The 13,676-nt window shown below is 62.4% G+C and carries 11 protein-coding genes; 9 read left to right on the forward strand and 2 right to left on the reverse strand.

What is annotated here, in order from left to right; genetic code table 11:
- The 3 genes from CAF92_RS22715 (at position 1) to CAF92_RS22725 (ending at position 4,701) form a co-directional block, all read left to right on the forward strand.
- Positions 1–1,920: a GGDEF domain-containing protein gene (locus CAF92_RS22715; RefSeq protein ID WP_085601998.1), complete on the forward strand. Its 1,920-nt coding sequence runs from the start codon at positions 1–3 to the stop codon at positions 1,918–1,920.
- Between the two features lie 80 nt (positions 1,921–2,000).
- Positions 2,001–2,789, forward strand: coding sequence for an N-acetylmuramoyl-L-alanine amidase (locus tag CAF92_RS22720; RefSeq protein ID WP_085601999.1), 789 nt, complete (start codon positions 2,001–2,003; stop codon positions 2,787–2,789).
- 307 nt (positions 2,790–3,096) lie between these two features.
- Positions 3,097–4,701 (forward strand): EAL domain-containing protein, encoded by a 1,605-nt coding sequence (locus CAF92_RS22725; RefSeq protein WP_046616921.1) that lies wholly within the window; start codon positions 3,097–3,099, stop codon positions 4,699–4,701.
- Positions 4,702–4,822: 121 nt separating this feature from the next.
- Here the strand turns inward: CAF92_RS22725 and CAF92_RS22730 are convergent, their stop codons facing one another.
- Together CAF92_RS22730 and algB are read right to left on the reverse strand one after the other, a co-directional pair.
- Positions 4,823–6,604: a KinB sensor domain-containing domain gene (locus CAF92_RS22730; protein WP_046616920.1), complete on the reverse strand. Its 1,782-nt coding sequence runs from the start codon at positions 6,602–6,604 to the stop codon at positions 4,823–4,825.
- Entirely contained in the window at positions 6,601–7,947 is a 1,347-nt protein-coding gene (gene algB, locus CAF92_RS22735) for a sigma-54-dependent response regulator transcription factor AlgB (RefSeq protein WP_046616919.1), read from the reverse strand. Before algB ends, CAF92_RS22730 begins: the two co-directional genes overlap by 4 nt.
- 211 nt (positions 7,948–8,158) lie before the next feature.
- On the opposite strand from algB, the gene CAF92_RS22740 reads away from it, so the two are divergent.
- The 6 genes from CAF92_RS22740 (at position 8,159) to CAF92_RS22765 (ending at position 13,661) form a co-directional block, all read left to right on the forward strand.
- Positions 8,159–8,980, forward strand: coding sequence for a BON domain-containing protein (locus CAF92_RS22740; protein WP_085602000.1), 822 nt, complete (start codon positions 8,159–8,161; stop codon positions 8,978–8,980).
- A 174-nt stretch (positions 8,981–9,154) separates the two neighbouring features.
- Complete coding sequence (locus CAF92_RS22745) at positions 9,155–9,445, forward strand: hypothetical protein (RefSeq protein ID WP_046616917.1); 291 nt, start codon at positions 9,155–9,157, stop codon at positions 9,443–9,445.
- 41 nt (positions 9,446–9,486) lie between these two features.
- A complete protein-coding gene (locus tag CAF92_RS22750; protein ID WP_003252966.1) occupies positions 9,487–9,648 on the forward strand; it encodes a DUF1328 domain-containing protein in 162 nt (53 codons plus the stop codon).
- A gap of 2 nt (positions 9,649–9,650) precedes the next feature.
- Positions 9,651–10,121 (forward strand): inhibitor of vertebrate lysozyme family protein, encoded by a 471-nt coding sequence (locus CAF92_RS22755; protein ID WP_025337234.1) that lies wholly within the window; start codon positions 9,651–9,653, stop codon positions 10,119–10,121.
- Between the two features lie 743 nt (positions 10,122–10,864).
- On the forward strand, positions 10,865–12,193 hold the full coding sequence (gltP, locus tag CAF92_RS22760) for a glutamate/aspartate:proton symporter GltP (protein WP_025337235.1): 1,329 nt from the start codon (positions 10,865–10,867) through the stop codon (positions 12,191–12,193).
- Positions 12,194–12,431: 238 nt separating this feature from the next.
- On the forward strand, positions 12,432–13,661 hold the full coding sequence (locus tag CAF92_RS22765; protein ID WP_085602001.1) for a nucleoside recognition domain-containing protein: 1,230 nt from the start codon (positions 12,432–12,434) through the stop codon (positions 13,659–13,661).
- Positions 13,662–13,676 lie beyond the last annotated feature (15 nt).

Below are 13,676 nucleotides of genomic sequence, written 5' to 3' on the forward strand. Positions count from 1 at the left end.
ATGACTGAAGACGCTGAGCGCTGGAAAGAAAAATACCTGAAAAGCATCGAGCAGCAGGAAAAGCTCGAGCGCCGTTGGGACGCACGTCTAGACCTGCTGTGTCGCGGCCTGGTACGCAGCACCCTGGCTGCCGAAGGCAGCGACAAGGTGGTGGACCAGTGCATGAAGGAAATGCGCGAGGTCATCCGCAGCGACAACATGGACGCCGGCCTTGCCGGGTTGATTCCGCGTCTTGAGAAGGCGGTGCTGGAGTCCGAACAGCGCCGCGAAGCCCGCATGAACCAGGTCAGCGATGCACTGACCGCGTTGGTCGACCAACTGCAAGGCCTGCCATTGCCGAACGATGTGTCGCGGCCCCTGAAAAAACTGGCGAAGAAGCTCGATGGCGGGGTGGCTCAGTCACGCGACCTGCCACCGTTGCTGGGCGAGTTGAGCGGCTTGCAGGGCCGTGCGCTGTCAGCCTTGGGCAAGTCGGCGGAGGACGCCCGCCCCGGCTTCTTGCAGCGCTTGTTCGGCAGCCGCGAAGGTGACGCGCAAAGCGAGCCAGCGCTTGTGCCGCTGGCTTTGCCAGTTGCCGAGGCGCAGCCCCCGGTGGCACCGGCCAGTGTCGATGCTCTGCAGCCCGACGATGTGGACGAGCTACAGCCGCTGCCAGCCTCTTCAACATCTGTTGTCGAGGCGCCCGTAGTGCCATTGGAGACTGGCCCGGCCCTGATCGAAACGGCTGAACTGGCACCAGCGCCGCTACCGGACGATGTGCCGGCACCGGAAGTTGTCGCAAGCGAGCCTCCGGCTGGAACGGGACTGGTACAAACACTCGAAGAAACCTTCGGCGAGGACGGCCCCTACGCCCTGCCCTACGCGGTAGAGCCGCCCTACAGTCAGGTCGCCGAGCACATCGAACACACCCTGATCGGCCTGCTCGATGACCTCAGCCTGCCGGAGCGACACAAGGCACAAGCCCTCGAGATGCGTGAACGGGTCGCCCGCGGCTTGAACTGGTATGAGCTGATCCCGGTACTGGATGACCTGGCTGTGCTCATGCTGGCCATCACTGACAGCGGTCAGCACGAATTCGAAACCTACCTGCAGGAGCTCAACGAACGCCTCGAAGGTTTCCAGAGTCACCTGCACGAGGCCAGTGCCGGGCATGCCGACAACAGCTCGGCCGCCCGCGAGCTGGATACCCAACTGCGGGAGCATGTCGACGGGCTGCAGAGCAGTGTGCAAGGTGCCGCCGATGTCGACAGCCTCAAGCACATCCTGGAAAACCGCCTGGAAGGCCTGTTGGTGACCATGGACGAGCACAAGCACGAGCGTGATCGCCGCGAACAGGAGCTGGCTGGGCGCCTGCAAGGGCTGTCGGAGCGGGTGGCGAACATGGAGCAGGAGGCGCTCGGCTACCGCGAGCACCTTGAAGAGCAGCGCCAGAAGGCCTTGCTCGACCCCCTCACCGGCTTGCCCAACCGTGCGGCCTGGAGCGAGCGGGTTGAGCGCGAAATGCTCGAATGGCAAGCGCACGGCGGCCATCTGGCGATGGCGATCCTCGACCTGGACCATTTCAAGCGAATCAACGACAGCTATGGGCACCTGGCTGGGGACAAAGTACTCAAGATCGTCGCCGACCAGTTGCGCAAGCGCCTGCGTAGCCGTGATTTCATTGCCCGGTTTGGCGGCGAGGAGTTTGTCCTGCTGCTGCCGCAGACCTCGCCGGCCGCCGCTGCCCAGATCGCCGAGCTGCTGCGGGCCACAGTCGAGGCGTGCCCGTTCCACTTCAAGGGGGAACGGGTGGTGATCACCACGTCCATCGGCCTGGGTGCATTCCGTTCCGGCGAGCGCGGTGACCAGGTGCTCAAGCGCGCCGATGCGGCGCTTTACCGGGCCAAAGAGTCGGGGCGCAACCGGGTCGAGCAGGCGTAGCCGGCAGCCGCTGACTCGCGGCAAGCACGGCCCCTGGGGAGCACGTTATACTGTAGCGCTCATTCGCTGAGGCCACTGACGTGCTTTCCACGCTTAAAACAACCCTGATTTCCTTCCTGCTGGTGGCTGTTGCCGGTTGCTCGACAGGCCTGCGCATCGACCGTAGCCACCCTTCGGTCAACCAGGACAACCGAATCCAGTTCGTTGTCCTGCACTACACCAATGCTTCGCTGGAGCGTTCCCTGGCGTTGCTGACCCATGGCGAAGTCAGCAGCCACTACCTGATTGGTGATGGCCCGGCGACGGTGTACCAGCTGGTGGATGAAAGCCGCCGCGCCTGGCATGCCGGTGATAGCCAGTGGCAAGGTCGGACTTGGCTGAACTCCTCGTCCATCGGTATCGAAATCGTCAATCCGGGCTTCACGGACACGCCGAATGGCCGGGTCTGGCACCCCTACAGCGAAGCGCAGGTCCAGTCGCTGATCGCGCTGCTCAAGGACATCGTCAAACGCAACAACATCGAGCCACGGCACATCATTGGTCACAGCGATATCGCGCCGCTGCGCAAGCTTGACCCAGGGCCGCTGTTCCCATGGAAGCGCCTGGCCGACGCCGGGTTGGGTGTCTGGCCGGATGCCAACGCCGTGGCACGGCAGCAAGCCTATTTCAGCGTCAACCCGCCAAGTGTTGGCTGGTATCAGCAGGAGCTGGCACGGTTTGGCTACGCGATCGAGCAGACTGGGGTACTGGATGTTGCCACCCGCCATGTGATCGCCGCGTTCCAGATGCGTTTCCGCCCGCAGCGTTTCGATGGCATGCCGGATGCGCAGACGGCGGCGATGCTGCAGGTAGTCAACCGGATGCGTTGAGCCGCCAGCGAGGCTCTGTGGGGGATTGCCCAGCCCTTTGGGCTGCGCTGTCGCACAGATAACTGAGTTCGCAAGCGATCCTCGTACCCTGTGGGAGCGGCTTTAGCCGCGAAGAATCCAACGCGGTGCCAGCCACCGCGTTTGCTGCTTGCTCCCACAGAGTCCGTGTAGCGCCTGCAAATCGACTCTCTGCGCGACAGCGCAGCCTTGGGAGATGGTCATCTCTCAACAAGCAAACGAAACGCCCAACGGCGAAGGTGATTCTTGATTCAGTTGCTATACCTTAGTTATCAACTGGATGCCCTCGATGCCAGCCTTCATCGCTTTGCTGCGCCAAATTTTTTACCGTCCCTGGATGCTGGCCACATTGGCAGCGCTGGCCAGCGCTGCACTGTTGCTCTCTGCCAGCATCGGCATTGCCCTGCAACAGATGAAGCAAAGCGAAAGTGCACAGATGAACGCCCAAGGGGAACGCTTTCTCGAGCGCCTCGAGCAGGTGTTCGGCCAGTTGCGCGAAGGGGTCGACCTGTTGCAGGCGCAGCCTTTGCGCGGCTGCAGTCCGGCGATGCTGACGGCATTGCAGCAGGTAAGCCTGAGTTCACGCTTCATTTATGAAGCGGCATACGTGGATGGGGATATCGCCTGCTCGAACCGCGGTGATGAGCGGGCGTTCGAACCCTTGCGGGTTCCCGACATTCAGGGGCCGACCTACAGTTACTGGCTGAACACCACGACCGAGCCGAACGAGAACCTGGCTGCACTGATGCTGGGCAGGGGCAAGTTCGTGGTATCCACCTCTCGTGGGCACCTGACCGATGTGGTCGACCTGCCCCCGGGCGGCAGCCTTGTCGTGGTGCTGGACAACGGTGCCCGGGCCATCCCTGTGTTGGGCCCACCGCAGGTATGGCCACCTCCCTCGGCCTGGTCGACCAGCCACAAGTCGCTGCTCGAGCTCAGCGACCGCCTGATCTACCGCATGCCAACCAAGTCGCCGGACTACCAGTTGGTGCTCATTGCCCCGCGGGCGAGCCTGCCGTTGAGGATGAATGGCATGCTCTGGCTCCTGTTCCCCGGCAGTGTGCTGGCGGCCTGCTGCATCGGCTGGCTGGTGCTGCAACTGATCCTGCAGAGGCGGTCGATGAGCTCGGAATTGCAGAATGCCTTGCGCCGCGGCGAACTGCAGGTGCTCTACCAGCCGATCTTCGAGCTCGACAGCCGGCGCTGTGTCGGGGCCGAGGCCCTGGTGCGCTGGCGCCGCCCGGACGGCACCCTGACCAGCCCGGATCTGTTCATCCCGTTGGCGGAAAACACCGGGCAGATTCGCCAGATCACCGATTTTGTCCTGCAGCGTGTGCTGGAACAGTTAGGGCAACTGTTGCGCTCGCACCCCAACCTTTACATTTCGGTGAACCTGGCGGCTTGCGATGTGATGGTGCCGCGCATTGGCCGGGTGGCGGCGCGCTTGCTCGCCCTGCACCGGGTGGCGGCGAGTCAGATTGCATTCGAGGTGACCGAGCGCGGCCTGATCGACGTGGTGGTGGCGCGCGACAACCTGCAGGCGTTGCGCGCGGTGGGGCACCAGGTGCTGATCGACGACTTTGGTACGGGATATTGCAGTCTGGCCTACCTGCAGACCCTGCCGGTGGACTGCCTGAAGATCGACAAGGCCTTTATCGATGCCCTTGGGCATGACGCCGCCAGCAGCGGTGTTGCCCCGCATATCATCCGCATGGCCCACGACTTGCACCTGCGGGTGATCGCCGAAGGCATCGAGTGTGAAGACCAGGCGGTGCTGCTGAACAGCGAAGGAGTCAATTATGGCCAGGGCTGGCTGTTTGCCCGGCCACTGAATGCCCGGCAGTTTGCTGAACTGGTGACCCGAGGACGGCTGCCGCGGCGGGTTGAGCATTGAGTGATCCTGCACCGGCCTCATCGCCGGCAAGCCAGCCCGCACAGGTATTGCAATGGCACCAAGTGCGGTGCGATCCCTGTGGGAGCTGGCTTGCCGGCGATGGGGACAGGGCAGGCAACATTCAGACCGGCAGCGCCATGTAAAACTGGGTCCCTTGTCCTGGTCGGGAAAACACGCCCATGCGTCCGCCATGCAACTGCACGATCTCCTTGCACAACGCCAGCCCCAGCCCTGCGCCGCCTTTCTTGCGCCCTACCTGCACGAAGGGCTCGAAGATGCGCCCCTGTTGCCCATAGGCAATGCCCTCGCCGTTGTCCTCGACGCTGATGATCACCCGCTCCGCATGCCGCCGTGCATGCAGGCGGATACGCCCGCCGCTGGCGGTATGACGGATGGCGTTGTGCAACAGGTTGTCCAGCACCCGATCGAGCTGGGCAACGTCGGCCTGGATACGCGGTAGCGGTGGTTCCAGTTCAGTGATCAGCTCGATCTGCTTGTTCGCTGCCGGCTCGGCAAAGCGCTGTTGTGCACGCTCCAGCAACTCGTCGATAGCGCAGGGAGCCAGCTCGAGCTTCTGCATCCCGCTCTGGTAGCGGCTGAAGTTGAGCAGATCGTTGATCAACTGGGTCAGGCGCTGCATTTCCTCGCCGATGGTTTCCAGCAGGTCATGCTCGCGCGCCTCGGGCGGGAACTTGAGCCGCTCGCGCAACAGGCCGAAGGCCATGTGCATGCCGGTCACCGGAGTGCGCAGCTCATGGGAAGCGCGCAGTACGAATTCGCTACGCACGCGTTCGAAGGCTCGCTGCTCGGTTACATCGTGCAGCACCATCACCGCGCCAAGGATCGGCCCTTGCGGGTGGCTGACCGGCGTCAGGCTGTAGGCGAGCAGGCGCGTTTCGTCATCGACCTCCATGTTCAAGTCGTCCGGCTGCCGGTCGAGGTTGCCGCCGCGTAGTACCTGGCGTAGTTGCTGTTCCAGTTCCGGGCGCTGCAGAGCTTCAGCCAGACTGCTGCCCGCGCGGCTATCGGTCCAGCCCAGCTGGCGCTGCGCCACCGGGTTGAGGTGTTCCAGGCGGCCTTGGCGGTCGATGATCAGCAGGCCATCGTCAATGCTGTCAAGTACGGCCTGCAAGCGTTGCTGGCCGGCCAGCAGTTCGTCGACGTTGGTGGCCTGGTGCTTGCGCAAGGCATCGGCCATCAGGCCGAAGCGGCGGGTAAGCTGGTTCAGTTCGGTGGCTTGGGTGACCGGCAGGGTGACGTCGAAATTGCCCTTGCCGAGTTGGTCGGCCGCTAATGCCAAGGCTTCGATCGGCTGGCCGAAGCGCCGGGCGATGTTGTGCGCGGTGATAAAGCCCAGTACCAGTACCACCAGGCCCATCAGGCCAAGTACGCCGCTGACCAGCAGGGCGTGGTCGCGGGTGTGTTCTTCGCTACGGGTGATGTGATCCAGCGCCTGCCTGTGGGAATCGATCAGGTCGGTGCGGACCTGATTGAACGCGGCTCCCAGTGGCTGCTCAGCCCCCATGCTGCGCGAGGGCGCCGGGCTATCGCGGTAGGCCTGAAGGAAGGCCTGGTAATTGCTGCTGGCCTTGCTGAAGCCGGTGCGCTCGCCACCTTGGTCCAGCCCCTGGTTCAGCAGGGTCTGGAAGTTGTCCTGCAGCAGCCGCAGGTTTTCCGGGGCGGTCTCGTCATCGAGGATCAAGGTCAACTGTTCGCCAAGGTTCTGGCGCAACTTCAGCCCTATTTCCAGGGCGTGGGTGGTATCGCGCACCAGTCGCTGTTGCACCGTGGCCATCTGCAGCACGCTGACCAGGCCCAGCAGCAGCCCGAGCAGGGCTACGGTGACCAGCGCCGAAATGCTGAGGAAAAGCCGCGTGCGCAGCTTCATGGGTGGCCACCTCATAAGTTGTACTGCTTGCGCTTGCGGTACAGGGTGGAGGCATCGATTCCCAGGGTCTTGGCAGCCTGGTCAAGGGTGTCGCTGGCGGCCAGCACCGCGCCAATGTGGGCGCGTTCCAGCTCATCCAGGCTCAGCGCGGCGCCAACGCGCGGGGCATTGCCTGCAGGCTGCTCGCCCATGCCCAGGTGGCTGATTTCCACGCGCTCCTGCGGACAGATGATGCTGGCACGCTCCACCACGTTGCGAAGTTCGCGAATGTTGCCGGGCCAGCGGTAGTTGAGCAGGGCCGTACGGGCTTCGTCACTGAAGCCGCGGGCAGGACGGGAGTATTCCTTGACGAAGCGGGCGAGAAAGCGGTCGGCCAGGGTCAGGATGTCTTCACTGCGCTCGCGCAGCGGCGGCAGGTGCAAGGTGATGACGTTCAGGCGATACAGCAGGTCTTCGCGGAAGCGGCTCTCACGCACCATTTCTTCGAGGTTGAGGTTGGTGGCGGCGAGGATACGCACATCGGCGCGACGAGTGACCGGGTCGCCGACGCGCTCGTATTCCTTGTCCTGAATGAAGCGCAGCAGTTTGGGTTGCAAGGTCAGTGGGAAGTCGCCGATCTCGTCGAGGAATAGCGTGCCCCCATCAGCCTGGCTGACTCGCCCCAGGGTGCTTTCGCTGGCGCCGGTGAAGGCGCCGCGGGTGTGGCCGAACAACTCGCTTTCCATCAGCTCGGCGTTCAGTGACGGGCAGTTGATGGTCACGCAGGATTTGCGCGCGCGCTTGCTCCAGCCATGGATGGCCCGGGCCAGCTCACCTTTACCTGTGCCCGACTCGCCAAGGATGAGGATGTTGGCATCGGTGGTAGCGACCTGGCGGGCGGTTTCCAGCACCGCCATCATCGCCGGACTGTGCGAATCAAGGCCGTCCTTGGGTTTGCGTATTTCACCTTCCAGGGCCTCCAGGCGCGCGGAAAGTTGGCGTACTTCCAATTGCTTGGAGGTAGCCAGCCGCAGCTGGTCGGGACTGCACGGCTTGACCAGATAATCCGCGGCGCCGGCCTGGATCGCGTCCACTGCCGTATCGATCGCCGAGTGCGCGGTGACGATCACCACCCGCATCCAGGGGGCCTGGATACGCATCTGCGCCAGCACGTCGAGGCCGTTGTCCTCGCCGAGGCGCAAATCAAGGAAGCACAGGTCGAACACCTGGCGCTGCAGCAGGGCTTCGGCCTGGGCGGCGCTGTTGGCCGTGGCCACGCTATAGCCCTCGTCCTCCAGGCAATAGCGGAAGGTGCGCAGGATCGCGGACTCGTCATCCACCAGCAGAATGCGGCCTTGGTTGTCCTGGGCTGACTCCATGTGCTGCGCTCCTTTAGGAAAGATCTTCATTTAGTGTGGGAAAAATCGGGCAAGTTGCATGGTCCATTGTGAAGGAACCTGTCCTTTGCATGCTAGCCAATGGCCAATCGACGCCTTTAGACCGCGATATCCCGATGATTTGGTTAGAGGTCCACGGTGGCACATTGGTTGCGAGGATTTTTAGCTTTGCTCTACAAAAGGAGGCACCGCCATGTCCTTTTCCATTCGCACCGCTATGTTGGCAGCCACCTTGCTGCCGATATTCACCCCGGCCCTCGCCGGCCCGGTGCAGGACGCTCGCCTGGAGGGGGCCCTGCAAACTGCCCTGTCGCTGAACCGCATGCTCGACCCGTTCCGTATTCAGGTCGAGGTGGACGGCAAGCAGGCGCGGCTTTCCGGTGAGGTGGAGAATGACGTCGAGCGCCAGTTGGCCGAGCATGTGGCGCTGGCTACCCGTGGCATCGAGCAAGTCGACAATCAGCTGCGGGTCAATGCCCAGCTGGTGGAGCGCCCGCTGGCGCTGCGTGCCTACGCCCAGCGCCTGGAGGATGCAACCCTGGCCGCGGTGATCCGTGCGCGGCTGTTGTGGAGCCGCACCACCGAGAAGGCGCCTATAGATGTACAGAGCAGCGAAGGTGTGGTGACCCTGCGTGGCAAGGTCGACAGTGCCGAGGCCAAGGAGCTGGCCGGCGTGGTGGCGCGTACCACCGAGGGCGTGCACCTGGTCAACAACCTGGTCAGCCTCGATACCGCTGCCATGGCCAAGGCCCGGGAAACCCCGGTGGGAGCGCCGACCGGGCCGCAGCCGAGCGACAGTTGGATCATCGACAAGATCCAGAACAGCTACCGCTTCAGCCGCAACCTGGATGGCCTGAACCTGAAAGTGGCCAGCGAAGAGGGGTTGGTGCGGCTTTCCGGCGAAGTGGTCAGTAGCGAGCAGAAAACCATTGCCGTGGAAATCGCCCGGCAGATCATCGGTGTGCGCGGGGTGGATGCTGACCTGCTCAAAGTGGCGACCAAGGTCGAAGGCTGATCGTGCAATTCGCACGACGGCCTGGGCGGCATCGTGCAGGATACGTCCTCCCCGGCTTTGAGTAATTTACATAACTACTTGATTTTAATGGATTTTATCTAATCCAAAAGGCTGGCACGCAGGCTGCAATTACCTGTTCAGGTTTGAACAAGAATTACAGCAGGAGGAGCCGGCATGAACCGCCAATCCGTCAACCGCTTGCAGAGCGCTGCAATGCCCCTGCGCCAGGTGCTTTCACTCGGCCTGGCGCTGTTGCTGACCTTGGCCGCTGGCCTCTTCTACTACAGCTGGCAGACCGCGCGCCTGGCCGAGCAAGTGGCGGCGCAGACCGCGCTGTTGACGCAGATTCAGGCAACCCGTGCCAATACGTTGGTCAAGGCCGCCGACCCGCTGCCAGCCAGTCAGGCCACTGCGTCACCGGCCACCGTGGAAAATGTTGTACCCCAGGACCGCTGGGTGTTCTGACCGCTGGCCGTACCGTTTTCAAAAAAGAAAGGAGAACCACCATGCTGAGTTGGGCTATCACTTTCCTCATCATCGCCATTGTCGCCGCCGTACTGGGCTTCGGTGGTATCGCGGGCGCTGCCACCGGTATCGCGAAGATTCTGTTCATTGTCTTCCTGGTACTGTTCGTAGCCTCCTTCTTCTTTGGACGTGGACGAGGTTGAAGATGGGCAGGAAGCGTTGGACATCCCTGGCTGCCGCCCTGTTACTGGGCGGCAGTGCGGCGGCGATGGCGGCCAATGACGGCCAGGTCCGGGTCGACCAGCTGCTCGGCTCGGACCCGGAATACCGGGAAACCTGGCAGGACACGATCGAAGGAGAGGAACGCCTGCCCGATTGGGTGGTCAATCTGACCGGCAGCGCCCAGCAGCAGATGTCCGCCGTTACCGAAGACGGCGACAAGTATCTGGTCGGCCCATTGTGCGAACGCCAGGACAACTGCACCTACAAGCGCCTGATCGTGGCGTTCAGCTGGGACAAGGACGATGCCTACGGGATGCTCGTGGAAGTTCCCGAAGGTTTGCCGAGCGACAAGTCGCCCACCCGCCACGCGCAATATCGCTGGCTGGGTAAGCCGGACGACGGCATGAAGGCGATGCTGCAGGAGCAGCTCAAGCGTGACCCGAATTGGTACTGAGCTTTTGTATCCGGTACGGATGAAAGGTCATGCACTGTCACGTAATAGAAGCTGAACCTTTCTATAGTTCAGCCTTCTATGATGCGCTGCCCCGAGGAGGGGCTGCACATGACCAAGGGGCCGGGCTGTTCTGATTGTTGCAGGATCGGAGTGGCCTAGGGGTACAGGGAGTGCCTCCAGCAATGGGCCGGGTCAGGAAAGGCGGAATCGGAAGTTTCAGGTCGGCGGAGCCGTAGGGCGCTGTCCAGACCTGACTTCCGAGGAGCCATGTAAGAAACGTCTCTTCCCTGCGCGATTTCCTCTCCAAGACACATTTTGTCTTGACCGTACATCAATTTTTTTTCGATCAGCACTACGCTTGTTCAAGTGCCATTTCAGCCATTCGGATTGTCGAACAAGCCATCTTTCCTGTCCTTTTCACCCTGCCAAATCTGCCTGAATTTGGCGGTTTGGTCTTGTTCGGGATTCCGAACGTTCTAAATCAAGCACTTGCGAACCTCCCATTTTGGTCAGAAATGTTATGCATTAACGGTATGGGCTATGCGCTTCCGGCATTAGATTTCCCCCTTTGCCATCGCAATAGTTGCCGCCTTTTTCGCCGGCCCGAGCGCCCTGTCGCTCGCCTGCGGTGTCCTTACATGAAGTCGCCGGACGGAAGCATCTTCTGCTCGTGACCTAGCCAACGGCTCTGTTACGGGCGTTTCCGTTGGGTGCCCATGACCACTAGAACAAAGGGTAAAGACATGAAGAAGGCAAAACTGAGCCTCGCCTGGCAGATCGTCATCGGTCTGGTCCTGGGTGTTGCAATCGGCGCGCTACTGAATCATTTCAGTGCAGAAAAGGCATGGTGGATCAGCAACGTCCTCCAGCCCGCTGGTGACATCTTCATTCGCCTGATCAAGATGATCGTCGTCCCGATCGTGATTTCGTCGCTGATCGTGGGTATCGCCGGGGTTGGCGACGCGAAGAAACTGGGCAGCATCGGCCTGAAGACCATCATCTACTTCGAAGTGGTGACCACCATCGCCATCGTCGTGGGCCTGGTGTTGGCCAACCTGTTCCACCCGGGCGCCGGCATCGACATGAGCACCCTGGGTACCGTAGACATCTCCAAGTACCAGGCTACCGCGGCCGAAGTGCAGCATGAGCACGCGTTCATCGAAACCTTGCTGAACCTGATCCCGTCGAACATCTTCGCAGCGCTGATGCGTGGCGAAATGCTACCGATCATCTTCTTCTCGGTGATGTTCGGCCTGGGCCTATCGAGCCTGCAGGCGGAGCTGCGCGACCCGCTGGTGCGTACCTTCCAGGCGGTTTCCGAGACCATGTTCAAGGTCACCCACATGATCATGAACTACGCCCCTATCGGCGTGTTCGCCCTGATCGCCGTGACCGTCGCCAACTTCGGTTTCAGCTCGCTGCTGCCGCTGGCCAAGCTGGTGCTGCTGGTGTACTTCGCCATCGCCTTCTTCGCCTTCATGGTGCTGGGCCTGGTTGCCCGCCTGTTCGGCTTCTCGGTGATCAAGATCATGCGCATCATGAAAGATGAGTTGATCCTCGCCTACTCCACCTCCAGCTCGGAAACCGTGCTGCCGCGCGTGATCGAGAAGATGGAGAAGTACGGTGCACCGAAGTCGATCTGTTCGTTCGTGGTTCCGACCGGCTACTCGTTCAACCTCGACGGCTCGACCCTGTACCAGAGCATCGCGGCCATCTTCATTGCCCAGCTGTACGGTATCGACCTGTCGTGGAGCCAGCAGCTGCTGCTGGTGCTGACCCTGATGGTCACCTCCAAGGGTATCGCTGGCGTACCGGGTGTTTCCTTCGTGGTGCTGCTGGCCACCCTGGGCAGCGTGGGCATCCCGCTGGAGGGCCTGGCCTTCATCGCCGGTGTCGACCGCATCATGGACATGGCCCGTACCGCCTTGAACGTTGTGGGTAACGCCCTGGCAGCCCTGGTCATCGCTCGCTGGGAGGGTATGTACGACGCCGCCAAGGGCGAGAAGTACTACGCCTCGCTGATGGCCGGCAAGCAGGAAGCGGCCATGGTTGGCGAAGCTGCCAAGCGCTGAGCCTGACTGCTGCATGACCAAGAGCCCCGACTTGTCGGGGCTTTTTGTTGCCTGTGAGATCTTGGGGCCGCTTTGCGGCCCTTTCGCGACGCAAGGCCGCTCCCACAGGGCTCGCTATACGCCGGCCATTGTGGGAGCGGCCTTGTGTCGCGATACGAGGGCGCAGCCCTCGCCTGCGGTCTCCAGCCATGCGCCCCGATACGCTATCATTCGGGCATTTTTCAGGGGGAACACACGGATGCTCAACGGCCTTTGGCTTGGCTTTTTCCTGGTGGCGGCGGTGTCCGCCCTGGCCCAATGGCTGGTAGGCGGCAACGCCGGCATCTTCGCGGCGATGGTCGAGAGCATATTCGCCATGGCCAAGCTGTCGGTCGAGGTTATGGTGCTGCTGTTCGGCACGCTGACCCTGTGGCTGGGCTTTCTCAAGATTGCCGAGAAGGCTGGCATTGTCGAGTGGCTGGCCAAGGTGCTCGGTCCGCTGTTTGCCCGGCTGATGCCGGAAGTCCCGCCCGGCCACCCGGCCCTGGGCCTGATCACCATGAACTTCGCCGCCAACGGCCTGGGCCTGGACAATGCCGCCACCCCGATCGGCCTGAAGGCCATGCGCGCGCTGCAGGAGCTGAACCCCAGCAGCACCACGGCGAGCAACGCGCAGATCCTGTTTCTGGTGCTCAACGCCTCGTCGCTGACCCTGCTGCCTGTGACCATCTTCATGTACCGGGCCCAACAAGGCGCGGCGGACCCGACCATGGTGTTCCTGCCCATTCTGCTGGCTACCAGCGTTTCGACACTGGTCGGCCTGCTGTCGGTGGCGGTGATGCAGCGCCTGCGCCTGTGGGACCCGGTAGTGCTTGCCTACCTCATCCCCGGTGCCTTGCTGCTGGGCGGCTTCATGGCCTTTCTCGGCAGCCTTTCGGCGGCCGCGCTGGCCAGCCTGTCGTCGATCTTGGGCAACCTCACGTTGTTCGGCGTGATCATGCTGTTCCTGGTGACCGGCGCCTTGAAGCGTGTGAAGGTGTATGAAGCTTTTGTCGAAGGCGCGAAGGAAGGCTTCGATGTGGCCAAGGGCTTGTTGCCTTACCTGGTAGCGATGCTGGTGGCGGTGGGTGTGCTGCGGGCCTCAGGCGCCCTGGAGCTGGCCCTGGGCGGTATTCGCCATGCGGTCACCTGGCTGGGCCTGGACACCCGCTTCGTCGAGGGCCTGCCCACGGCGCTGGTCAAGCCGTTCTCCGGCAGTGCGGCGCGGGCGATGCTGATCGAGACCATGCAGGCCCACGGTGTGGACAGCTTCCCGGCGCTGGTGGCGGCGACGATTCAGGGGAGTACCGAAACCACCTTCTACGTGCTCGCAGTGTACTTTGGTGCGGTGGGTATCCAGCGCGTGCGCCATGCTGTCGGTTGCGCATTGCTGGCCGAATTGTCCGGTGTGATCGCGGCGATCTTCGTCTGCTACTGGTTCTTCGCCTGACGCTCCCGCAAAGAA

The sequence above is a fragment of the Pseudomonas sp. B10(2017) genome (assembly GCF_002113295.1).
Classification (GTDB): Bacteria; Pseudomonadota; Gammaproteobacteria; order Pseudomonadales; family Pseudomonadaceae; genus Aquipseudomonas; species Aquipseudomonas pudica.

Coding starts and splice junctions, on each gene's coding strand:
- CAF92_RS22715 (WP_085601998.1), top strand. CDS start 1: ATGACTGAAGACGCTGAGCGCTGGAAAGAAAAATACCTGAAAAGCATC.
- gltP (WP_025337235.1), top strand. CDS start 10,865: ATGAAGAAGGCAAAACTGAGCCTCGCCTGGCAGATCGTCATCGGTCTG.
- algB (WP_046616919.1), bottom strand. CDS start 7,947: ATGGAGTCAGCCCAGGACAACCAAGGCCGCATTCTGCTGGTGGATGAC.
- CAF92_RS22740 (WP_085602000.1), top strand. CDS start 8,159: ATGTCCTTTTCCATTCGCACCGCTATGTTGGCAGCCACCTTGCTGCCG.
- CAF92_RS22730 (WP_046616920.1), bottom strand. CDS start 6,604: ATGAGGTGGCCACCCATGAAGCTGCGCACGCGGCTTTTCCTCAGCATT.
- CAF92_RS22725 (WP_046616921.1), top strand. CDS start 3,097: ATGCCAGCCTTCATCGCTTTGCTGCGCCAAATTTTTTACCGTCCCTGG.
- CAF92_RS22755 (WP_025337234.1), top strand. CDS start 9,651: ATGGGCAGGAAGCGTTGGACATCCCTGGCTGCCGCCCTGTTACTGGGC.
- CAF92_RS22765 (WP_085602001.1), top strand. CDS start 12,432: ATGCTCAACGGCCTTTGGCTTGGCTTTTTCCTGGTGGCGGCGGTGTCC.
- CAF92_RS22745 (WP_046616917.1), top strand. CDS start 9,155: ATGAACCGCCAATCCGTCAACCGCTTGCAGAGCGCTGCAATGCCCCTG.
- CAF92_RS22750 (WP_003252966.1), top strand. CDS start 9,487: ATGCTGAGTTGGGCTATCACTTTCCTCATCATCGCCATTGTCGCCGCC.